The sequence below is a fragment of the Buchananella sp. 14KM1171 genome, from assembly GCF_041380365.1.
Classification (GTDB): domain Bacteria; phylum Actinomycetota; class Actinomycetes; order Actinomycetales; family Actinomycetaceae; genus Buchananella; species Buchananella felis.
This window is the reverse complement of sequence record NZ_CP159981.1, coordinates 293,289-314,965: the sequence shown is the minus strand read 5'-3', so window position 1 is coordinate 314,965 and position 21,677 is coordinate 293,289. Positions and strand designations below refer to the sequence as shown.

The window sequence follows — 21,677 nt, the reverse complement described above, 5'->3', positions numbered from 1 at the left end:
GTCGGCAGCGGTAGTCCGATCCGCTCAGAGCCGGAGAAGCAGCCACTCGACCTACCGAAAGCCACCTGCCAGGCCAGCTTCGAGAAGCCACCGGCCGGGCTGCCCGACAAGGCCCACGGACAGCGAGAAAGCCCACGGACAGCGATCGCTTAGACCGCAGACGGCGAGCGCTTAGACCACGGAGAGCGTCACGGTGCTGCCCTGACTTTTGACACCGTTAGTGACCCATTTTGTTGGTGAGGCTGGCCAGGATGTTGGCGGCTTGGCCTTGGGGTTGGCTGGTGGCTGTGAGTTCGTGTCCGTTGATGTTGATGGTGACGTCAATGACGGGCCTGAGGGCCTGGATGATCTTCTTGATGGACAGGCCGGTTCGGGTCTGTAGGTGGCGGGCTATGGCCAGGGCAGCGGTTACCACGGTCAGGTGAGCCTGGATGGATTGGTGGGTGTGGTGGAAGACCGGGCGGGCGCGTAGATCGTGTTTGGACATGCGAAAGGACTGTTCCACCTTCCACAGATCGTGGTAGTCAGCCACAATTTCGGCCGCGCTCATGGCCTGGGCTGGGATGTTGGTGACATAGCCCTTAAGCCCGACTAGACGCCGCGCCCTGGCCAGGGCCTTTTCATCCAGGCCCCTTCCTTGGGAGCTAGTGGTGACGAACCTGGCTGAGCGCATAGCTTTTTCCCCAGCAACGATGGCTCTAGCCCGGTTCTCCTGGAGAGTAAGGGTCTTGTTGTCCCTGGCGGCACGCTTTGATGAGTAGACCCAGATCGCCCGCCACGAGCCCGGGTGTGTTTGTGGGTGCCAGACCGGTTCGGCCTTGAGGCGCTGATCGCGTTCTTGTTTGCCGGCGTGGCGTGGGGTGATGGTCTCAATGATCTGCCCATCAGTGAAGTAGTCCCCGTGCCAGAAGAAATGCGCTTGGAGGTCCAGGGGCGCTTTGGTCTGCCTGGCCCCGACAATGAAGCCGTAGCCAGCCTCGTTGAGGGCTTGCAAGTTAGCCCGAGAGAGCATGCCAGCATCAGCTACCACCACCAGGTTTTCCACCCCAGCGCGTTGCTTGAAGGCCTCGATGGTAGGGATGAGGGTATGGGTTTCGCACTTGTTGCCCTCCCAACAGGAGGCCTCTAGGGGAAAACCGTTGCGGTCTACCAGCAGGCCGACCAGGATCTGGGGATCGACGCGGCGTTCCTTGGAGTAACCGACCTTGCGTAGCGCGTCTTCTTCCTCGACTTCGAAGTACAAGGTAGTCACGTCGTACAACACCAAGGACACATCCCCATACGCCAGGCAATGCGCCAAAGCCGCGCGAGCCAAAGCGCAGCGGTAATCACGCTCCACACAACGGGCCAGGGCACGAAAGTGGGTGCGTGAGTCAAAGGATTCCAGCCCCAGGCTGGTCAACATTGCTGCTATAGCGCTCTTGCTGGTGGGTTCGATCAGCCGGGCCAGGACAATCTGTTTGAAGGCCTCATCGCCTACCGCTTGGTCAAAGCCAAGATCCCGCCAAGCATCGCAAAGGATCTGCCACAACAAGCCGCTACGGTGGCCAACCACGCGCGCTGCGCTACTGGCCGCCTGCCGGTAGTCCTCCAGGCCACCCGGCGCGGAGTCTGCCCACCCCGATGAAAGGTCCAGGTCTAGCTCGAGCTGGCCAGGATGGAGCTTTTCCCGTGCGATCTGGACCAAGGCAGCAAGCTCGCCAGGCGTACGAGCCGAACCAATGTGCTCAACAATCCTGTTACGCCGGCCTTCCTTGATCACGATCTGCACAGCCGTGGCCCCCGAGGCAGTACGCACTTGACGGATGAACGGGCTCACAAACCCTCATCATAGCCACCCCCTTAGTGACCCAAACCAACCCCCACACCCGCAGAAAATCAACGAAAACCCGACCCAAACCACCCAGCTCCATACCAAGTGTCAAAAGTCAGGTCAGAGCCGGAGAAGCAGCCACTCGACCTACCGAAAGCCACCTGCCAGGCCAGCTTCGAGAAGCCACCGGCCGGGCTGCCCGACAAGGCCCACGGACAGCGAGAAAGCCCACGGACAGCGATCGCTTAGACCGCAGACGGCGAGCGCTTAGACCACGGAGAGCGTCACGGTGCTGCCGATCGGCACCTCTGTGCCGGCCCCCGGGTTTGAGGAGCGCACGGTGCCGAAGTAGCCATCCAGCACGTTCTCGCGGACCGGGACCAGCCCGAGGCCGGTGAGGATCGCGGCGGCCTCGTGGTACTGCTTGCCGATCAACGCCGGGATGGCCACCATCTGCGGCCCCTTCGAGACCACTAGGGTGACGGTGGTGCCGGGCACCACGCGGGTGCCGGCCTCCACGGACTGGGAGATCACGTTTCCGGCCTCGACCTCGCTGGAGAACTCCTCCGTCACCTCCACGGTGAACCGGGCGTTCTCTAGCGCCTGCGTGGCCGCCTCCCGGGTGGTGCCAGCCACGGCGGGAACCGGGATCGGTTCGGGCCCCTTGGAGACCACTAGGTCTACCAGGGAGCTGTGGTCCACCTTTTCGCCTTGGGCGGGGGAGGTGGAGATGACGCTGCCGGCGTCCACGTCCTCTGAGAACTCTTCGGTCACCTGGCCCACTTCGAGGCGAGCTTGCCCCAGGGCGGCTATCGCGCCGTCCTTGGTCAACCCGGCCAGCTGGGGTACCACTACCTGTTCGATCCCCAGGGAGACCACTAGCTCGATCGCGGTGCCGCGTTTGATCCGTTCGCCCGCCGACGGTGCGGAGGAGATCACGTGATCGCGGGCAACGTCGTCGCTGTGCATTTCCTTGACGTTCACGGCGAAGCCCTCGAACTCGAGGGCGCTGCGCGCGTCAGTGACCGGGAGGTTCACCACCCGGGGCACCACGGAGTAGGAGCCTGGCCCCACCTTCATGTACCAGTTCCAGCCGATCGCGGTGCCGGCGGCCAGGAGGACCACCAGCAGCAGGGAGACCAGCCAGCCCCGGTTCTTCTTCTTTTGCACCTTGCCGGTGTTGGCGGCCAGTACGGCCGGGCTGGGGGACTCCACGTGGACGGTGATGGCGCCGGAGCGGCCGTCGTCGCTGGGCTCGCCGCTCGCGCCGCCGACGGGCGGCACCACGGTGGCCCGGCGCGCCAGGACGTCGGCGGGAAGACTCGCACGGACCGCACGCACCTTTTCCAGGGCCGTGGCGGCGTCGGCGGGCCGGTCGTCCAGGGAGCGGGCGGTGAACTCGGCCACCAGCGCGTCCACCTCGGCGGGGATCCACTCGACGGCGGCAGAGGGAGCCGGGATCCCCTCGTTGACGTGCTTGTACGCCACCGCCATCGGGGTCTCGCCGTGCAGCGGCTGGCGTCCCACTAGTAGCTCGTAGAGCATCACGCCTACCGCGTAGATGTCGGTGCGGGCGTCGGCAAAGCTGTTCGTGATGAGTTCCGGGGCCAGGTAGGCCACGGTCCCGAAGATGGAGCCGGTGGTGGCGCCGGTGGCCTCGGTGACCGCGCGGGCCAGCCCGAAGTCGGCCACCTTCACCCCGCCCTCGCGGGGCAGGAGCACGTTCTCCGGCTTCATGTCCCGGTGCACCAGCCCGACGCGGTGCGCGGCGGAGAGCGCCGCCAGCACGTGCTCGGTGATGATGAGCGCCTGGGAGACGGTGAGCGAGCCGCGCTGGCGCAGGTGGGCGCGCAGGTTGGGGCCGTGGATGTACTCCATCGCCAGGTAGGACAGCTGCGAAGTGCCGCCCTGGTCGTACACGGCCACGATGCCGGAGTGGGTGAGTTTGGCGGCCGCGCGCGCCTCGCGGCGGAAGCGCGCCAGGAAGTCCCCCTGCTCCGCCAGGTGGGGGTGCATGATCTTCAGCGCCACGATGCGGTCTAGGCGCTGATCCAGAGCCTGGTAGACGGTGGCCATGCCGCCGCGGTCGATGCGCCGCTGGATCACATAGCGGCCCTCGATCTCCTGCCCGATCAGCGGGTCCCGGGCGGCCTCCTGGCTGCCGGCTGCAGCGTCGGACAGCCCGGAGTACTTGCGGGTCTCGGAGACGGGAATAGTGCCCAACCGCCCTTCCAGGGCCACTCCGCCAGCACCGCCAGCACCTCCCGCACCGCCAGCGTCACCGGCGGCGCCCTGCTCTGCCCCGTCGCCCGGCGTGCTCTTGCCGAGGTGGTCGGCCCCATTTCCGAGCTCGGTGGCGCCGGGGCGCGTGGAGGCACCGCCGGCGGGGCGGGCCGCGTCTGCGGGCATGCCGCCGCCCGGAGCCTGCTCAGGAGTCGAACTGCTGTTGGACCTATTAACCACGGTCGCACTTTACCTAGAAGTATGAGAACTTCCGTGGAGGCGCTACGGTTACGGCATGGATTTTGCTCTCCTGACCGTGCCCGAGGTTGCCGATCTTTGCCAGGTTCGCCTGCGCGACGTTCATTCCGCCCTGCGTGACCGCAGCCTGGCCGTGGTGGTGGGGGAGGACCGCGTCAAGCGGGTCCCGCGAGTCTTCTTGGACGAGTCCGTCACCCCGCCGGTGCCGCACAAGGCGCTGCGCGGCACGATCATGCTGCTGCTGGATGGTGGCATGAGCGATGCGGAGGCGGTGGACTGGCTGCTGACGGACAACGAGAGCCTGGAGACCGCCCCGGCCCAGGCGCTGGCCGACGGTCGCGTGCACGAGGTGCGCCGAGTGGCCGCCGCCCTGGCGTTCTAGTTTCAGGTACGACGCTGCCGCCGGGCCGCCCCGATCTCGGTGGCGGGCTTGCGGCCGGCCCTTTTCCCCGGAGCGGGCGCCGGGCTGGCCGGTGGGGTGGCGGGCTGCCTTTAGGCCTCCCGGTCCACCAGTTCGTGCGCCAGCGCGGCGAGGGCCAGGCGCACCGGCTCCTGCGGCAGGGCCTCGATCGCGGCCTCGTACTGGCCGCGCAGCTGGGCGATGCGCGCCTCCACCTGCTCCGCCGCCCCGGAGGCGGCGATGAGCGCCGTCGCGGCTGCCGTGTCCGCCTCACCGAGGGGTGCGCGCGCCAGCAGGGCGGCCAGCTCGGCGGCGTTCGCGGGGGAGAGGCTGGCGTGGGCGAGCTCGGCCAGCACGGTGCGCTTGCCCACCCGGACGTCGTCCCCGGCGGGCTTGCCGGTCACGGCCGGGTCGCCGAACACGCCCAGCAGGTCGTCGCGCAGTTGGAAGGCGATGCCCAGGGGCCGGCCCACCGCGCCCAGGGCCGCCACCAGCTCGGGCCCCGCCCCGCCCAGCGCGGCGCCGATCCGCAGCGGGTGCTCCACGGAGTAGCGGGCGGACTTGAACGTCAGGGCCCGCTCCAGGCTGGCCAGCGCGTCGGGCGCGCCGAGCGGCTGGGTCTGTGCCCGGGTGTCCAGGTATTGCCCGGCCTGCAGCTCCACGCTCATCGCGCTGAAAGCGGCCAGGGCGCGCTGCCCGGCTCCGATTCCACGCGGGCCGGCGGCAACGTCGTCCCCCTGCCGGTCTGCTAGCGCGGCGGCCGCAGCGAAGGTGCGGTGGGACTGCGCCAGCAGCAGGTCCCCCAGCAGCACGGCTGCGCTCAACCCGAACTGGGCGGCGCTGCCCACCCAGCCGCGCGCCGCGTGATCGTGGGCGGCCTGCACGTGGGTGGTGGGGTGGGTGCGGCGGGTGGCGGAGTCGTCCATGAGGTCGTCGTGCGCAAGAGCGGCAGCCTGGAACAGCTCGAGGGCGGCGCCGGCCTGGGCGCACGCCTGGCTGGCCGGGTCCCCGCCTGCGGCCCAGTAGCCCAGGGCCGCCAGCTCCGCCCGCTTGCGTTTGCCGCCGGCGAGCAGCACGGCGGCGTAATCCAGGAGCTCGGCGGCCTCCACCAGGTCAGCCAGCTCGGCCCGCCACTGCTCCTGCACGGCCAGGAGCGCGCCATCCCACTGTGGGCGCAGCGCACTGCCGGGAAATTCTTGCAACATGGCCCCCACCTTAGTGAGGTGAATTGGGTGGCGAAAGCTGCGTTAAGCTACCCGGAACCGGAAAAGTTGGGAGCCACCGTGTCCATCCTCCTCGCCTACCACGGCACCGATGAGTCCAACGCCGCCCTGGAGTCTGCCATCGAGTTGGCGCAGGCGCTGGGCAAATCCCTGGTGGTGCTGGTGGCGCGGCGGGAGTCCGCTGACGACCCCCGCACCGTGGAGGGCGCCGAGGACAAGCTGTGGGACCGCCTGGAGTGCGCCGCCATCAGCTTCTCCGTGCGTCACGCCCGCGCCGACCTGCAGATCGGTGACGACATCCTGGCCGCCGCCCACGAGCTCAAGCCCTCGATGGTCGTGATCGGCCTGCGTGGCCGCGCCCACGGCTCCTCCCTGGGGATGGGCGTGAACGCGGCGAAGGTGCTGCTGGAGGCGCCCGTGCCGGTGCTGACCGTCACCTCCCACTGAGCGGGCAGTCGGGGCGTCAACCGGCGGCGGGGACGCGGCGGTAGGTGCGTCGGTCCCCCCTTGGTGGCCCGTGCGATCGGCGGCGCCCAAGATTTTGCTAGTGATGGACGACGCTGCCCAACCGCCCAGCGAATCATTCCTCGCACTGTTGACAGGCCGGGTTGGGGCGGCGTATTGTGCGCAGCCTTGTATAATGTCTTGGCGTAGCTGGCCGGACATTTCCGACTCCCAAGGATTTCTCCGGCAGTGACGCCGGGGTGCGTGGGTCACGCGCCATCGTTGCAGAGTCGAAAGGCCTCGATTGACTACCGCGAAGTCGTCCCGCACGCCCAAGTCCAAGACCGCCGAAGCCGCCGTGGAGGCAGAGCAGACAGCCCCGGTGAAGAAGACGGCGGCCAAGAAGGCCCCGGCCGAGAAGAAGACCACCACGCGCGCCACTGCGGCGCGTGCCAAGAAGGCCGCTGCGGAGGCCGAGGCCGCCGAGGTGGTCGCGGAGGAGGCGGCGCCGGCCAAGAAGACGGCCGCGCGCAAGAGCGCTCCCAAGGCGGCGTCGGCCACCGCGAGCGAGAAGAAGACCACCACGCGCACCACTGCGGCGCGTGCCAAGAAGGCCGCTGCGGAGGCTGAGGCTGCCGAGGTGGTCGCGGAGGAGGCGGCGCCGGTCAAGAAGGCGGCTCCGCGCAAGAGCGCTCCCAAGGCGGCGTCGTCCACTGCGGGCGAGAAGAAGGCCACCACGCGCACCACTGCGGCGCGTGCCAAGAAGGCCGCCGCGCAGGCCGAGGTCGCCGAGGCTGCTGAGGTGGTTGCCGAGGAGGCAGCGCAGGCCAAGAAGGCACCCACCAAGAAGACCACCACGCGCGGCAAGAAGGCCGCAGCGGCGGACGAGGCCGCCCCGAAGCGGGGCCGCAAGAGCGCCGCCAAGGAGGCCGTGGAGGACGACGAAGACGAGGCGATCGAGCTGGACGAAGAGCTCAACGTGGAGGACGTGGACCTGGACCTCGAGGACGACGTCGAGGAAGAGGTGGACGAGTCCGCCGACGGCGAGAGCGGGGACGAGGCCGGCAAGGCCACCGGGCGCGGTCGACGCGGCGGCAAGGAGGAGAAGGAAGACGAGAAGGGCGGATTCGTCCTGTCCGACTCCGAGGCCGACGAGCCGGTCCAGACCGTCGTCACCGCCGGTGCCACCGCCGACCCGGTTAAGGACTACCTCAAGCAGATCGGCAAGGTGGCCCTACTGACCGCCGAGCAAGAGGTGGAGCTCGCCAAGCGCATCGAGGCCGGCCTGTACGCCGAGGAGAAGCTGAACAAGGAGCAGGACGTCCTGCCCTCCAAGCTGCGCCGCGAACTGCACTGGATCGCCCAGGACGGCAAGCAGGCCAAGGACCACCTGCTGGAGGCCAACCTGCGTCTGGTGGTCTCCCTGGCCAAGCGCTACACCGGCCGCGGCATGCTGTTCCTGGACCTCATCCAGGAAGGCAACCTGGGCCTGATTCGCGCCGTGGAGAAGTTCGACTACACCAAGGGCTACAAGTTCTCCACCTACGCCACCTGGTGGATCCGCCAGGCCATCACCCGCGCCATGGCGGACCAGGCGCGCACCATCCGCATCCCCGTCCACATGGTCGAGGTCATCAACAAGCTCGCCCGCGTGCAGCGCCAGATGCTGCAGGACCTGGGCCGCGAACCCACCCCGGAGGAGCTGGGCCTGGAGCTCGACATGCCGCCGGAGAAGGTCATCGAGGTGCAGAAGTACGGGCGCGAGCCCATCTCCCTGCACACCCCGCTGGGCGAGGACGGCGACAGCGAGTTCGGTGACCTCATCGAGGACTCCGAGGCCGTGGTGCCCGCCGACGCGGTCAGCTTCACCATGCTGCAGGAGCAGCTCACCCAGGTGCTGGAGACGCTCTCCGAGCGCGAGTCCGGCGTGGTCGCCATGCGCTTCGGCCTGCAGGACGGCCAGCCCAAGACCCTGGACGAGATCGGCAAGGTCTACGGCGTCACCCGTGAGCGCATCCGCCAGATCGAATCCAAGACCATGTCCAAGCTGCGCCACCCCTCCCGCAGCCAGGTGTTGCGCGACTACCTGGACTGATCCGGGGGCTACGGCTCGGGGCGGGCGGGGGTTTCCCGCCCGCCCCGGACCCGTTTTGGGGCAGCCCGCAGGCTTGCCGGGGAACAAAAAGGGGCTGGGCGGCTCGTTCGAGCCGCCCAGCCCCTTGGCGCGTTTGCGCGGGAAGCTTGCGGTTAGGAGACGGAGGTGAGCGAGCGGCTCAGGCGCTCGGTTTCGTCAACCTCGATTGCGCCCAGCTCCTCGAGCTTGGCCCCGTGCTTGCGGGCGTGGTGGGCGCAAAACAGCAGCTCGCCCTGCCCGAAACGGGCGCGAACGTATGCCTGCGCGCCGCAGGCGTCGCAGCGGTCCTCAGCAGTCAGAACGTTTTCCATGCCTCTATCTGAACACGCCCCAACCCTGCTTTCCTGCCAAAACCGGCCTTCTTCGCCCGGGGCGCAACCGGTGTGTTGCGTCCCCTAGACGCACGCCACGAAATCGGCGGCGGCGTGGGGCAGCGTCGTGCCCCTGCAGGCGTCGCGTTGCGGGCCGGCTGGCGGGGCGGGAGCGAAATGTTGGTGGGCCCATCTAACATGTCGGACGTGCCCAATGATTACAACGCTCGCCATCTTTCCGTCCTGGAGGGGCTGGAGGCCGTCCGCAAGCGCCCGGCCATGTACATCGGCTCCACCGATGACCGTGGCCTGATGCACTGCATCTGGGAGATCATCGACAACGCGGTGGACGAGGCCCTGGAGGGCCACGCCAAGACCATCAAGGTCACCGTGCACAAGGACGCCTCCATCGAGGTGAGCGACGACGGGCGTGGCATCCCCGTGGACATCGTGCCGGGTGTGGGCCTGTCCGGCGTCGAGGTGGTCTACACCAAGCTGCACGCGGGCGGAAAGTTCGGTGGCGGCTCCTACGGCTCCACCGGCGGCCTGCACGGCGTGGGCGCCTCCGTGGTCAACGCCCTGTCCGTGCGCGTGGACGTGGAGGTCACGCGCGCCAGCAAGGCGCACGCGATGAGCTTCCACCGGGGCGAGCCCGGCGTCTACGACGACGCCGCCGGGGTGAGCCCGGACAACGCCTTCACCCCCTTCGTGGAGAACTCCGAGCTGCGCATCGTCGGCAAGGCCAAGCGTGGCGTGACCGGCACCCGGGTGCGGTTCTGGCCCGACCCGCAGATCTTTGCCCACCCGGAGGCTGTTGACCTCAAGCGCCTGCTGGACCGCGCCCGCCAGACCTCCTTCCTGGTGCCCGGCCTGACCATCGTGGTGCGCGACGAGCGGCCCGGCGCGGCGGCCAGCCTGCGCCCGGTGAAGGCCACCGCCCCGGTGGTGGCCGGCCCCGCCGAGGACGACGAGCTGCTGGACGACGCTGCCGACGAGGCCGAGGAGAGCCCGGCCGGCGAGGCGGAGCAGGAGGCGACCGGCGAGGCGGGAGAGGCGGTGGCCGACGTTGCGCCTGCGTCCTTGCAAAAGAGCGGCGACTTCCTGGCCGCCGGTTCGGGGCGCGGCGGCGCGCTGGGGGCGGACCTGGACGATGACGACGAGGAGGACCTGTTCGCCGCCTTCTCCCGCCCGGTCGGCTTCGCCGCCGGTCCCGACGTGGTGGCCCTGCCCGCCGAATCCGCCGAGCCCGCCGCCGGTGACGCGGACGCGGGCGAAGTGGGCGACGCGGGTGGAGCGGAGGCGGGCGCGGCGCCGACCACCGTGGCCGAGGTGGACGAGCCCTACGAGGAGACCTTCCGCAACGACGGCGGCGTGGTGGACTTCGTGGACTACCTGGCCCCCGACTCCGCCGTGAGCGACACGCTGCGCCTGAAGGGCAGCGGCACGTTCGTGGAGCAGGTCCAGCAGCTCCACGACGGCAAGCTGCGCGCCGTGGACGTGGAGCGCACCTGCGAGGTGGAGTGCGCGGTGCGCTGGGGCGTCGGCTATGAGACGCACGTGCAGTCCTTCGTCAACATCGTGGTCACCCCCAAGGGCGGCACGCACCTGACCGGATTCGAGGCCGGCCTGGTCAAGGCCGTGCGCAAGCAGATCGACGCCCAGCCGCGCCGCTTCGGCATCAAGCCGAAGGACCCGCGCGTGGAGAAGGACGACATGCTGGCCGGCCTGACCGCCGTGGTCACCGTGCGCCTGGAGGAGCCGCAGTTCGAAGGCCAGACCAAGGAGGTCCTGGGCACGCCGCAGGTACGCGCGATCGTGACCAAGGTGGTTGCCGACGGGCTCTCGGAGTTCTTCGCCTCCACCAAGGGCGCCGCCAAGGCGCAGGCCGGGTCGGTGCTGGAGAAGATCGTGGGGGAGATGCGGGCGCGCGTCTCCGCCCGCACCCAAAAGGAGATCTCCCGGCGCAAGAACGCCCTGGAGAACTCCTCGCTGCCCACCAAGCTGGCCGACTGCCGCTCCAACGACGTCGCCTCCTCCGAGCTGTTCATCGTGGAGGGAGACTCCGCGCTCGGCACCGCCAAGCTGGCGCGCTCCTCCGACTACCAGGCGCTCTTGCCGATCCGAGGCAAGATCCTCAACGTCCAAAAGTCCAGCCAGGCGGACATGCTCTCCAACGCCGAGTGCGCCGCGATCATCCAGGTGATCGGCGCCGGCTCGGGCCGCTCCTTCGACCTGAGCCAGGCCCGCTACGGCAAGGTGATCCTGATGACGGACGCCGACGTGGACGGCGCCCACATCCGCACCCTGCTGCTCACGCTGTTCTTCCGCTACATGCGGCCACTGATCGAGGCCGGGCGGGTGTACGCGGCCGTCCCGCCGCTGCACCGCATCGAGGTCAACGGCGCGGGGCGCCGCAAGGGGGAGGTCATCTACACCTACTCCGAGGCGGAGCTGCACCGGCACCTGACGCGCCTGCGCAAGGCCGGGCGCACCTACAAGGAGCCGATCCAGCGCTACAAGGGCCTGGGTGAGATGGACGCGCACCAGCTGGCCGAGACCACGATGGAACCCGCCCACCGCACCCTGCGCCGCATCACCATCAAGGACGAGGAAGCGGTGCTGGCCGCAGAAAAGACCTTCGACCTACTGATGGGCTCCGCCGTGCCGCCGCGCCGTGACTTCATCATCGAGGGCGCCGCCGTGCTGGACCGCGACAGCATCGACGCCTAGCGTCGGCCGCCGCCGGTTGGCGGCCCGGAAAGAGCTGGGGCGAAAGTCCCCTAGAATCGGGGGCATGAATAGCGGCCTGCTTTCGGCTTTGGCAGCCCCCACCGAGGTCCAGCTGCCCCCGGCCCACCTGGGTCTGTCCTGGCGTACCCCCGCCCGGGCCGATCGCGCCCAGATGACCCGCCTGCTGGTGACCGGCCAGCTGGCCGACGCCCCGGTCAGGCCCGAGCCGATCACCACCGTGGACACCCTGCTGGAGGACCTGGCTGCGGGCCGCGCCGACGCCGTGGCCGGCTTCGACGAGGCCGGCACCCTGCGCGCCCTGGGCCAGGTCAGGACCGTGCCGGTCGAGGCCGGGCGGGCCCGGGCAGAGATCTCCGCTACCGTCTCGCCCTGCTGGCGCGGGCGCGGCATCGGCCGCGAGCTGATCGGTTGGCAGGACCAGCGTGCCCGCCAGCTGCTGGCCGAGCAGATCAAGGAGCACGACGACGTCACCAGCGCCGTGGTGGCCGTGTTCGTGGACGAGCACCAGGTGGATCGCCGCCGCCTCTACGCTGCGGCCGGTTTCGCCCCGGCCCGCACCTACGTCCGGCTGAGCCGCTCCCTGGAGCAGCCCGTGCCGGTGGAGCCCACCCCCACTGGTTTGCGCCTGGTGGCGTGGGACGACGTTGCGCTCGAGCGGATCGAGGCGGCGCACCGGGTCGCGTTCGGCACCCCCGGGGTGCCCGACCGCAACTACACCTCCCTGTGGCAGCGGGCGATTAGGACGGTGGAGCCGTCGCTGTCCCGCGTGGCCGTGTGCGAGGAGAGCGGTGAGGTGGCCGGCTACATCCTGCAGTCCCTGCTGCCGTGGACATGGCACGCGCTGGGCCGGCCGGAGTGCTTCACCTCCCTGCTGGGAGTCATGCCCGACTTCCGCCACCTGGGCACCGCGCGCGCCCTGCTCACCGCGGGCCTGACGGAGGCCGCCAGGCAGGGATTCGTGCAGGCGGCGCTGAACGCGGACACCGAGAACCTGACGGGGGCCACGAGCTTCTACGAGCGGTTGGGTTACGTGACTGAGCGACGCCGTAGCCTTTATCTGCTTGACTTGACTCAATGAGAAAAGCGCCCTTCTTCCCGCTTTCTGCCGGCGTGCAGGCATACGGCCTGACCTGGCGGCTGCTTGGCGAACCCGACGCGGTGGCCGTATCGCGCGTCGTTTCCGCCTGCGAGGAGGCCGACGATCCCGCCTACCGCACCTCGATGGCGGAGACGGAGCTGCTTTTCCACGTCGACAAGCACTGGGTTGCCCTGGGTGGCTTCGACGAGGGCGGGGTGCTGCGGGCCTTCGGGCACGTGGCGCTGCGCGGTTCTGCCCCGGTGGAGGCGCTGTGCACCGGCGGGGTGGAGCCCGCCTGGCGCGAGCGCGGCATCGGCCTGGCCAACCTGCGCTGGCAGGTGGGCGCCGCCCGCGAGCTGCTGGAGCGCTTCGCGCCCAGGGACAGCCACCGCATCGCGGTGCACGTGGACGACAACCACGTCCCCCTGGCCCAGCACCTGCTGGAGCTCGGCTACGCGGAGAACAAGCGCTTCCAGGAGTGGCGCTTCGAGCTGACCCACTCCATCCCGACCATGGGGCTGGGCCACTACCTGAGCGTCCACCCGTGGAGCGCGGAACTGGACGACATGGTGCGCCTGGCCTACAACGAGCTGGTGGCCTCCATGCCTGGCTCCAGCGCGGTCAACCGGGAGGAATGGGAGGAACTGAAGGCCGACTTCGAGCCCAGCTGGTCCTTCATCGCCCTGGACAAGTCCACCGACCGCGCCAAGGTGGCCGGCTTCCTGTTCGCCTCCCGCTACGAGCAGGACTGGCAGGCGCTGGGCTGGCGCGAGGGCTACATCGACTTCTTCGCGGTGTTGGCACCGTGGCGTGGCAGCGGGGCCGGGATCGCCATGATCTCCGCCGCCCTGAATCGTTTCAAGGCCGACGGGATGGAGAAGGCCGCCCTGGAGCTGGGCGCCGACTCGGTGCAGATGGCCGGCGCGCTGGCGGACATGGGCTTTGAGATCACCACCTCATCCACCCTCTACGTGATGGACCTGTAGGGCCACCTCCCGCGCTCTTCACTATCCCTCCCGGGGCGATTAAACCCTCCCCGTCGAAAAGTCGATGCGCGCTCAGCCGTCCATTTGGCAAAAGCTCATAAGATGACTCCATGAGCGCCATTCATCGTCGAATCGTGTTATCCACCTCCCGCCTAGCCTTCGCCTCCGCCCTGGCCCTCGTTTCCGTGGCGGGCGTGGCGGCCGCAGTAGAGGTGGCGCCGCCGGGAACGTCGTCCACCCAGGAAACCGCTCCCGCAGGAGAGGACGCCGCGCGGATCGAGGTGGCGCCGTGGGAAAGCGGGCCAAACTGGGAGTCTCACCTCAACCACCCCGCCAGCGTCAAGCGCGGGGCGATGCTGGAGATGACCGGCTCGTGCGGGCCGATTCCCGACCGGGGCGTGAAGAATAGGCACCACATCACGATCATGCCCACGACCTCCGGCGGCAAGGAGGAATTCACCATCTACCCGGAGTACGACAAGCAAACCGGCAACTTCACGGTCTCGCTGCCCGTACCGAAGGACGCCGTGCCGGGCGCGTACGAGGTCGTTCTTTGGTGCAACGACTACGACGCCATCTACACCGCCTACAAGGGGGAGATGAGCATCGTCCTCAACGAGGGGGAGACCTTCACGCCCCCGCAGCCGGCCGCCCTCGCCGTTACCCTCTCCGCCCAGCAGGGGCAGCCCGGCCAGAGCGTGCAGGTGAGCGGCCGCTGCCGCCCCGAGCCGATGCGCAGGCTACAGGTCTGGGCCGGCTTGTCCGGTGAGAACTGGAGCACCGGCAAGAGGTTCGAAATGGACCCGGCCACCGGCGAGTTCAGCGGCAGCTTCACCATCCACAAGGCGACCTCGCCGGGCAAGTACAAGGCGGCCCTTAGTTGCGGGAGCGGGGCCACCAGCGGCCTGGTGAAGTTCACCGAGTTCACGGTGGAGCCACTGCCCGGACTCGAGCAGGTCGCCGGCCGCCTGGCGGGCGGTGACCGCTACGCCACGGCCAAGGAAATCGCCGCGCTGGGGCAGTGGGGCCAGACGGTCGTGCTGGCCAGCGGCGAGGTTGCGGCCGACGCCCTGGCGGCCACGCCCCTGGCCGCGGCTCTGCGCGCCCCGATCGTGCTCAGCCCCACCGCCGCGCTGGACGCCTCGGCGCGCCAGGCGCTCACCGACGCCAAGGCGAAGGGGGCGACCCACGTGGTGATCGCGGGCGGCGCGGGCACGCTGCGCGCGCAGGCGGAGGAACAAGTGCGCGCGCTGGGGTATGAGGTAGAGCGCGTGGCCGGGCCAAACCGCTTCGCCACCGCCATCCTGCTGGCGCAGCGCACCAAGGCCGCCTACGCGGCCAAGGGGCAGACGGTGGGCGGCGTGTTCTTTGCCGACGGCACCGCCTACGCCGACGCCCTGGCGGCCGGCCCGGCCGCAGCTGCCCAGCGCGGGGTGCTGCTGCTGACCGACGGAGCAGCCATGCCCGCGGCGGTGGCGCAGGCGGCCGCCTCCTTCGGGCAGGTGTACGACGTCGCCATCGGCGGGGCGGCCGCCAAGGCCGCCGCGAGCCTCGACGTGGACAAGTACGTGGGCACGGACAGGCACGACACCGCCAAGCGCGTCTCGCTCCGGTTCATCGGGGAGCCGGCCGGCGCGATCATAGCCAGCGGTCGCGACTTCCCCGACGCGCTGGCCGCCGGGGCGCTGGCCGCGAACCTGGGCGCCTCCCTGCTGCTGACGGACGTCAACCAGCTGCCCGCGACCACCGAGGACTACCTGGCCAACAAGCAGCTCAACTGGATCCGCGTGGCCGGTGGCGAGAAGTCCGTCAGCTCGGCGGTCTACGAGGCCATCAGGCGCGCGATGCGCAAGTAGCCGGACTAGGGAGCGGATCGAAAGCCACGGTAGGGGCGGGGCGTCACGAAAGACGCCCCGCCCCCAACCGGTTGCTTGGAGCCCGCCAGCCTCCGGGCGGGGGCTCAGCCGATCGAGGTCACCACGCCCTGCGTGAGCGTCCCGGAGGCGTCGCGCCGCTCGTCCTCCGCCGGCAGCTCCAGGGGCTGGCCGGCCTGCCCCACCGCGCGCGCCGGGGCCACGCCGGCCCAGCCGAGCACCAGGCGGTCCTGGCCCTGCAGCAGCCGCTGCACCCGCACGCCCTGCGTGCCGCGCCCCTTGGACGGGTAGCGGTCCAGGGGGGTGACCTTGGTGGACAGCGGCTCGTTGCCCAGGCTCGTGGCGCCCCCGGCGGCGGTGACCACGGCAGCCGCACTCAGCAGCTCGCCGGGCACCACGCCGCCACCGATCACGGTGGCGCCCTCGCGCAGCGCCAGGCCGGCCATGCCGCCGGCGCTGCGGCCCTGCACGCGCACCTTCGTCGCCTCGAAGCGCAGCAGCTGGGAGTCGGAGGAGATCAGCACGAACTGGCTCTGGTCGTCGCACGTCCTGGCGAAGGCCACCGAGTCGCCCTCCTCCAGCGCGATGATCTCGAAGTGGTCGCTGCGGGCCGGGCCGTCGGCGGTGGAGACACGCTTGACCTTGCCGGCGCGCGTCACCAGGCCCAGGGGAGCGGCGTCCTCCGCCAGGCTCGCCAACGCCACCACCTGGCCCGCTGCCCCCTCCGGGGCCAGCAGCTGGGCCGGCATACCCCCGGCCAGGGAAACCGCGCCCTCGGTGCGCGGCAGCGCCGGAATCTCCACCACGTCGATCCGGGCCATCGTTCCATCGCTCATCACCAGGCCAACCCGGCCGCGGGTGGTGGCGGCAACGTCGGCCAACAACGCGTCGTGGGCACTACGGCCGCCCTCCCGGGTCATCGCCTCGGCGCCACTGACCCGCGCCAACAGGCCGGTGGTGGAAAGCAGCACGCGGCAGGGCTCGTCGGCTACCTCCAGCGGCGCCGCAGCGGCCGCCGGCGCCCCGCCGGGCAGGCCGGCCGCCCCGGACTCCTCCAACAACACCGTGCGGCGCGGGGTGGAGAAACGCTCCGCGGTGGCCGCCATCTCCTTGCTCACGGTGGCGCGCAAAACCCCGTCGTCAGACAGGATCTCCTCCAGCTGGGCGATCTCCCTCGCCAACTGGTCCGCCTCCGCCTCCAGCTCTAGGCGGGAGAACTTGGTCAGGCGGCGCAGGCGCAGGGCCAGGATGTGCTCGGCCTGCACCTCGGTCAGGTCAAAGACCTTCATCAAGCGGTCGCGGGCGCTGGCCGCGTCGTCGCTGGTGCGGATCACCGCGATGCACTCGTCGATGTCCGCCATGATCAGCAGCAGGCCGGCGATCAGGTGGGCGCGCTCGCGCTTGCGCTCGATCCGGTACCGCGAGCGGCGGCGCACCACCTCCAGGCGGTGCTCCACGAACACGCGCAGCAGCTCCAGCAGCCCCAGCGTGCGCGGCTGACCGTCCACCAGCGCCACGTTGTTCACCGCGAAGTTGTCCTCCAGCGGCGTGTGCTTGTAGAGCTGGGCCAGCACCGCCTCCGGGTTGAAACCGGCCTTGATCTCGATGACCAGGCGCATGCCCTTGGAGCGGTCGGTGTGGTCCTCCACCTTCGAGATACCCTCGAGCTTGCGGGCCTGCACGCCGTCCTTGATCTTCTCGATCACCCGCTCCGTGCCGACCAGGTAGGGCAGCTCGGAGACCACGATGCCGTACTTGCGGGCCGTGATCCGCTCGATGCGGGCCTTGGCGCGGGTCTTGAAGGCCCCCCTGCCCGTGCGAGCGGCCTCCCGCACCCCGTCCAGGCCCACGATCATGCCGCCGCCGGGCAGGTCCGGGCCGGGCACGAAGCGCTCGATCTCCTCGATGGTGGCCTCCGGGTGGGCCACCAGGTGGCGGGCGGCGGCCAGGACCTCGCCCAGGTTGTGCGGTGCCATGTTCGTGGCCATGCCCACGGCGATGCCGCTGGCGCCGTTGACCAGCAGCGCCGGGATGGCGGCCGGCAGCACCTCCGGCTGCAGGAACTGGTTGTCGTAGTTGGGCACCATGTTGACCACGTCCTCGCCCAGGTCCGCGATCATCGCCAGCGCCGCCGGTGCCAGGCGCGCCTCGGTGTAGCGGGGGGCGGCCGGGCCGTCGTCCAGCGAACCGAAGTTGCCGTGCCCGTCGATCATCGGCAGGCGCAGCGTGAACGGCTGGGCCATGCGCACCAGGGCGTCGTAGATCGCCGCGTCGCCGTGCGGGTGGAGCTTACCCATCACCTCACCCACCACGCGGGCGGACTTCACGTGCCCCTTCTCCGGGGTCAGGCCCATCACGCCCATCTGGTGCAGGATGCGCCGCTGCACGGGCTTGAGGCCGTCGCGGGCATCCGGCAGCGCGCGGGCGTAGATCACCGAGTAGGCGTACTCCAGGAACGAGGTCTCCATCTCGGTCGAGACGTCAATGTCGATGATCGTGGAGGCCTCGTCTTCAATCAGCATGCGCCAATTATCCGGGATGGGCGGCTCGTGGTGCCCACGCCCACGCCGAGGTGCGAGAATGGCCAAATGACGTCACACCTGGGCAGGTATCTGGAGGCCTACGAGTACTTCCCGGCGGCTGCCGCGCGCTTGCTGGAGATGAGCTTGGGCGGGGCCGACCCGCTGGCGATGCTGGTGCAGCGCTCCACGGTTATCGATGAGGAGGCGGTGCGCCGCCACGTCAACGCGTTGGCGCTGACCAAGCGGCACCTGGTGTTGATGCACATTGACGAGATCGACGACGCCCCCGGCTCGCTGGCGATTTCCAGCGAGGTGGTGCCGCTTTCTAACGTGGTGGCCACGCGCTTCAACTACGAGCTCTCTGACGCCGTCACGGGGCCGGGCGATATCCGCGAGGTGCTGATCTCGCTGGGGTGGAAGTCCACGCGCCAGTTCGAGTTCGGGCCGAAGTCCTGCGGGGACCCGTCTTGCGAGGCCGAGCACGGCCAGGGCGGCGTGATTCACAACGAGGACCTGGCGGTGCGGGTGACCCGCGAGGCCGACGGCCCGGAGGAGCTGGAGCGCACCGTGCAGTTCGCTGCCGAGCTGGCGCGCCTGTTGGCGGCGGCGGAGTAGCGGCGTGAGCGAGTTGTTTGCGCGCCGCCCCGCCGGTCAGCCGGTTGCCGGGATGGACGACGCTGCCGCCCCGGCCACCTCGCTGGAGCGCGGCGCCCCCTCCTTCGCGCTGGGAGACGTGCTGCCGGCGGCGGCGCGCGCCGTTGGGGTGGATCTACCCGGGGCGGACCAACTGCCGGGGGCCGGCGCCGTAGCGGCGGCGCTGGGGGACCTGGGGCGGGCCGAGGCGGCGATCGTGGTGATGATCGACGGCCTGGGCAGCCAGCAGTTGGCCAAGTACTCCGGGCACGTGCCCTTCCTGCGCAACGTGGCCCGGCGGGCGACGCTGACCACGTGCGCGCCCTCCACCACGGCGGCGGCGTTGACCCTGCTGGGCACCGGGGCGGCCGGGGGCAGCACCGGGATGCTGGGCTACACGGTGCGGGCGCAGGCCCCCGAGGTGGCGGGGGCGGCGGCGCCGCCCGGGGAGGTCTTGAACCTGCTCACCTTCGCCGACAGCGCGGTGGCTCCCCAGGACTACCAGGACCAGCCCACCCACTTCGAGCGTTACCGGGGCGCCACGGGCCGGGGGCTGCCCAGCATCGGGCTCGCCCGCTTCGCGGGCTCCGGGCTGACGCTGGCGGCGCTGCGCGGCAGCGACCACCACGGCCAGAACATCATGGCCGAGCGCGGGCGCACCGCCGCCCGCCTGGTGCGGCAGGGAGAGCGCCTGATCTACCTCTACTTCGGGGAGGTGGACAAGGCCGGCCACTACTACGGCTGGGGCAGCCCGCAGTGGCTGCGCGAGCTGGAGAACGTGGACCGCGTGCTAGCCAACCTCTCCGCCCAGGCTCCCCAGGCACTGCTGCTCATCACCGCAGACCACGGCATGATCAACTCGGGTAGCGCCGATCACGTGTTCGTCACCCCCGCCATGCGCCGGGACCTGGAGTGCATGGCCGGCGAGCCGCGCGTGGTGCACGCCTACGCTGCGGCCGGGCGCGCGGCGGAGCTGGAACGCTGCTGGCGCGAGGAGCTGGGGGAGAACGCCTGGGTGCTGGGGCGCCACGAGGCCGTGGAGCTGGGCCTGTTCGGGCAGGTCAGCGCACGCCGCCTGCCGCTACTGGGAGACGTGATCGCCTTCGCGCGCGGCAACACCACCATCCACGCCGAGGTCGGGGCGCGCACCACCACGATGGTGGGAGTGCACGGCAGCCTCACGCGGGCAGAACTGGAAGTCCCCCTGCTGGCGGTCGATCCCCGCTAGCGGCGCGAGCCGAAGACGATCTCATCCCACGTGGGGATCGAGCGCCGCGCGCCCCGCTTGGGCTTCTCCGCCTCCTCGGGCGCCGGGACGCTCACTGCGGCGGCGTCGGCGCCGCCCGGTTCGTCTCCCTGCGCGCCCCCTGCGCTCGCCCCCTCCTCGAAGAGGGTCGGCTCGGCGCTCACCTGCCCGCGCTTGTGGCCTCGCCCGCCCCGGCCCTTGCCACGCTCGTCGCGCTCGGCCTCGCCCCCGGCGGCAGCCTCCGCCTGGACGCCAGGCTGGGGGGCGTGCGCCTCGGTCTTGTCGGTGCGGGCCGATACTCCGCCGGTCAGGTAGGAGGGCAGGCCAGCGGGCACGTCGGCCCCCAGTCGCGGCGCGGTGGACAGGGCGCTCTCCTCGGAGCGGCGCGGCAGGGACAGGACGCGGGCCGCATCGAGCGGCTCGGCCGGCGGTGGGGGCGGCGGCGGAGGCGTGGTCTCACCCGCGCGCCTGCCGCGCGCCTGGTCCAGTTGGTCCAACAGCTCCAGGGAGACCCCCTGGGCGGGGGAGTGCAGGTGAGAAACGGTGGCGTGCCCCGGCTCGGGCGAACCGGCAGCGCCCTGCGCGCGGGAAGACCCGCCCGGGGCCGCCAAGCCGGCGCCGCCGGGGGCGTGGGCCTGGGCGGCGTGGGCGCGCAGACCGGCGGGCAGCGGACCGGGCGTGGAGGTCTCGGTCAGCCAGCGCGCCTGATCGTTTAGGCCCCGCACCGAACCGGTGGAAAGGTCAACGCTCCAGCGGGCCTCGCGCTCCTCGGCGGCCTGCACGAAGGTCACGAACACCTCCCACGGCTCGTTGCCGCGCCGGATAGCGTCCCACTGCAGCGAGCTCGGGTCCACGGCGCGCGCCGCCAAGCGGTCCACCACCAGGTCGCCCAGCGTGGGGGCGTCGGCGTCGTGGCCCACCCGGCAGTTCTGCGCCCGCTCCACGGCCCAGGCCTGCTCGCCGCGCACGGGGGCGGCGAACTTCTCTACCATCTCCACCGCCATGCCGGAGGCCTCGGCGACCTCGGCGGGGGTGGCGCCGGCGCGCAGCAGCGCCTGAATCTCCTTGGGGCGCATGGCCGTCCCCTGCGCGGGGACCAGGGCGGGGCGGGACCTGCGCACGGTGGCCCGCAGGGAATCGTCGATCTCGAGGGTGAAGCGCTCGCCCTCGGCGTTCACGAGCACCAGACGGTCACCGGTGCTGTCTACTCCCAGCAGCTCCAGTTCGATCAAGATTGCTCCCTCCTGCTGTGCGCCCCCTCAGACTGCCACGCTTTGCGGGCCAAATCGGTGCGCCACGCGCGCCCACGCGCTCATTGCGCCAGGCGGGCCGCACCCCGCGCCGCCCTATCCACAGGGCGCGGCGCGGCAATATACACAAACGCTGCCCGCCGTGGCGGTATCGCCCGCATCGAGCCTCGCGTCAGTGCTACTATGCCCGCGCCTGGACTGGAAGGGATGATCATGGCCACTGATTACGACGCCCCCCGCAAGAACGAAGACGACGTTTCGGAAGACTCGCTCGAAGAACTCAAGGCGCGCCGCAACGAGGCCGGTTCCTCGTCAGTTGACGAGGACGAAACCGAGGCCGCCGAGGGCTTTGAACTGCCCGGCGCAGACCTCTCCAACGAAGAACTGACCGTGCGCGTTCTACCGCGCCAGGTGGACGAGTTCACCTGCTCCCAGTGCTTCTTGGTGCACCACCGCAGCCAGCTCGCCTTCGAGGAGAACGGCCAGCCGGTGTGCCAGGAGTGCGCAGAGTAATTCGAAGCGAAACGGAAA

Annotated in this window: 16 protein-coding genes; 10 read left to right on the top strand and 6 right to left on the bottom strand. The window is 70.2% G+C overall.

The features are described 5' to 3' along the window. Positions 1-217 precede the first annotated feature (217 nt). Entirely contained in the window at positions 218-1,819 is a 1,602-nt protein-coding gene (locus ABYF38_RS01265) for an IS1634 family transposase (protein WP_420492504.1), read from the bottom strand. A 261-nt stretch (positions 1,820-2,080) separates the two neighbouring features. Continuing rightward, entirely contained in the window at positions 2,081-4,276 is a 2,196-nt protein-coding gene (gene pknB / locus ABYF38_RS01260) for a Stk1 family PASTA domain-containing Ser/Thr kinase (RefSeq protein ID WP_371152316.1), read from the bottom strand. A 55-nt stretch (positions 4,277-4,331) separates the two neighbouring features. On the opposite strand from pknB, the gene ABYF38_RS01255 reads away from it, so the two are divergent. Continuing rightward, the gene (locus tag ABYF38_RS01255; RefSeq protein WP_371152315.1) at positions 4,332-4,676 is read left to right on the top strand and encodes an Rv2175c family DNA-binding protein; all 345 of its coding nucleotides are present in this window, start codon (positions 4,332-4,334) and stop codon (positions 4,674-4,676) included. A gap of 110 nt (positions 4,677-4,786) precedes the next feature. Here ABYF38_RS01255 and ABYF38_RS01250 read toward each other — a convergent pair whose 3' ends face one another. Then, positions 4,787-5,899: a polyprenyl synthetase family protein gene (locus ABYF38_RS01250; protein WP_371152314.1), complete on the bottom strand. Its 1,113-nt coding sequence runs from the start codon at positions 5,897-5,899 to the stop codon at positions 4,787-4,789. A gap of 78 nt (positions 5,900-5,977) precedes the next feature. Here ABYF38_RS01250 and ABYF38_RS01245 point away from each other — a divergent pair, with 78 nt between their 5' ends. Continuing rightward, on the top strand, positions 5,978-6,364 hold the full coding sequence (locus ABYF38_RS01245; RefSeq protein ID WP_371152313.1) for a universal stress protein: 387 nt from the start codon (positions 5,978-5,980) through the stop codon (positions 6,362-6,364). 301 nt (positions 6,365-6,665) lie between these two features. Next, positions 6,666-8,456, top strand: a complete 1,791-nt coding sequence (locus ABYF38_RS01240; RefSeq protein ID WP_371152312.1) for an RNA polymerase sigma factor — start codon at positions 6,666-6,668, stop codon at positions 8,454-8,456. Positions 8,457-8,608: 152 nt separating this feature from the next. Here the strand turns inward: ABYF38_RS01240 and ABYF38_RS01235 are convergent, their stop codons facing one another. Continuing rightward, positions 8,609-8,806 (bottom strand): DUF7455 domain-containing protein, encoded by a 198-nt coding sequence (locus ABYF38_RS01235; protein ID WP_371152311.1) that lies wholly within the window; start codon positions 8,804-8,806, stop codon positions 8,609-8,611. A gap of 198 nt (positions 8,807-9,004) precedes the next feature. On the opposite strand from ABYF38_RS01235, the gene ABYF38_RS01230 reads away from it, so the two are divergent. The 4 genes from ABYF38_RS01230 (at position 9,005) to ABYF38_RS01215 (ending at position 15,477) form a co-directional block, all read left to right on the top strand. Beyond that, on the top strand, positions 9,005-11,536 hold the full coding sequence (locus ABYF38_RS01230) for a DNA gyrase/topoisomerase IV subunit B (RefSeq protein ID WP_371152310.1): 2,532 nt from the start codon (positions 9,005-9,007) through the stop codon (positions 11,534-11,536). A gap of 64 nt (positions 11,537-11,600) precedes the next feature. Continuing rightward, positions 11,601-12,635: a GNAT family N-acetyltransferase gene (locus ABYF38_RS01225; RefSeq protein ID WP_371152309.1), complete on the top strand. Its 1,035-nt coding sequence runs from the start codon at positions 11,601-11,603 to the stop codon at positions 12,633-12,635. Further along, positions 12,632-13,621 carry a GNAT family N-acetyltransferase gene (locus tag ABYF38_RS01220; protein WP_371152308.1) on the top strand — a complete coding sequence of 330 codons (990 nt, stop codon included), beginning with the start codon at positions 12,632-12,634 and terminating at the stop codon, positions 13,619-13,621. The genes ABYF38_RS01225 and ABYF38_RS01220 overlap by 4 nt, the downstream gene beginning before the upstream one ends. A gap of 110 nt (positions 13,622-13,731) precedes the next feature. Then, a complete protein-coding gene (locus tag ABYF38_RS01215) occupies positions 13,732-15,477 on the top strand; it encodes a cell wall-binding repeat-containing protein (protein ID WP_371152307.1) in 1,746 nt (581 codons plus the stop codon). A 104-nt stretch (positions 15,478-15,581) separates the two neighbouring features. Here the strand turns inward: ABYF38_RS01215 and ABYF38_RS01210 are convergent, their stop codons facing one another. Then, entirely contained in the window at positions 15,582-18,017 is a 2,436-nt protein-coding gene (locus tag ABYF38_RS01210; protein WP_371152306.1) for a DNA gyrase/topoisomerase IV subunit A, read from the bottom strand. 66 nt (positions 18,018-18,083) lie between these two features. On the opposite strand from ABYF38_RS01210, the gene ABYF38_RS01205 reads away from it, so the two are divergent. Both ABYF38_RS01205 and ABYF38_RS01200 read left to right on the top strand, forming a co-directional pair. Next, positions 18,084-18,632 (top strand): DUF5998 family protein, encoded by a 549-nt coding sequence (locus ABYF38_RS01205; protein WP_371152305.1) that lies wholly within the window; start codon positions 18,084-18,086, stop codon positions 18,630-18,632. A gap of 4 nt (positions 18,633-18,636) precedes the next feature. Beyond that, positions 18,637-19,878 carry an alkaline phosphatase family protein gene (locus ABYF38_RS01200; RefSeq protein ID WP_371152304.1) on the top strand — a complete coding sequence of 414 codons (1,242 nt, stop codon included), beginning with the start codon at positions 18,637-18,639 and terminating at the stop codon, positions 19,876-19,878. Here the strand turns inward: ABYF38_RS01200 and sepH are convergent. Beyond that, positions 19,875-21,128: a septation protein SepH gene (gene sepH, locus ABYF38_RS01195; protein ID WP_371152303.1), complete on the bottom strand. Its 1,254-nt coding sequence runs from the start codon at positions 21,126-21,128 to the stop codon at positions 19,875-19,877. The genes ABYF38_RS01200 and sepH overlap by 4 nt on opposite strands. 231 nt (positions 21,129-21,359) lie before the next feature. On the opposite strand from sepH, the gene ABYF38_RS01190 reads away from it, so the two are divergent. After that, positions 21,360-21,659: a DUF4193 domain-containing protein gene (locus ABYF38_RS01190; protein ID WP_371152302.1), complete on the top strand. Its 300-nt coding sequence runs from the start codon at positions 21,360-21,362 to the stop codon at positions 21,657-21,659. Positions 21,660-21,677 lie beyond the last annotated feature (18 nt).

Excerpts from the sequence above, each read along its gene's own strand:
- ABYF38_RS01220 (WP_371152308.1), top strand. The coding sequence starts at position 12,632 with ATGAGAAAAGCGCCCTTCTTCCCGCTTTCTGCCGGCGTGCAGGCATAC.
- ABYF38_RS01235 (WP_371152311.1), bottom strand. The coding sequence starts at position 8,806 with ATGGAAAACGTTCTGACTGCTGAGGACCGCTGCGACGCCTGCGGCGCG.
- ABYF38_RS01250 (WP_371152314.1), bottom strand. The coding sequence starts at position 5,899 with ATGTTGCAAGAATTTCCCGGCAGTGCGCTGCGCCCACAGTGGGATGGC.
- ABYF38_RS01225 (WP_371152309.1), top strand. The coding sequence starts at position 11,601 with ATGAATAGCGGCCTGCTTTCGGCTTTGGCAGCCCCCACCGAGGTCCAG.
- ABYF38_RS01190 (WP_371152302.1), top strand. The coding sequence starts at position 21,360 with ATGGCCACTGATTACGACGCCCCCCGCAAGAACGAAGACGACGTTTCG.
- ABYF38_RS01255 (WP_371152315.1), top strand. The coding sequence starts at position 4,332 with ATGGATTTTGCTCTCCTGACCGTGCCCGAGGTTGCCGATCTTTGCCAG.
- ABYF38_RS01215 (WP_371152307.1), top strand. The coding sequence starts at position 13,732 with ATGAGCGCCATTCATCGTCGAATCGTGTTATCCACCTCCCGCCTAGCC.
- ABYF38_RS01230 (WP_371152310.1), top strand. The coding sequence starts at position 9,005 with ATGTCGGACGTGCCCAATGATTACAACGCTCGCCATCTTTCCGTCCTG.
- ABYF38_RS01210 (WP_371152306.1), bottom strand. The coding sequence starts at position 18,017 with ATGCTGATTGAAGACGAGGCCTCCACGATCATCGACATTGACGTCTCG.
- ABYF38_RS01205 (WP_371152305.1), top strand. The coding sequence starts at position 18,084 with ATGACGTCACACCTGGGCAGGTATCTGGAGGCCTACGAGTACTTCCCG.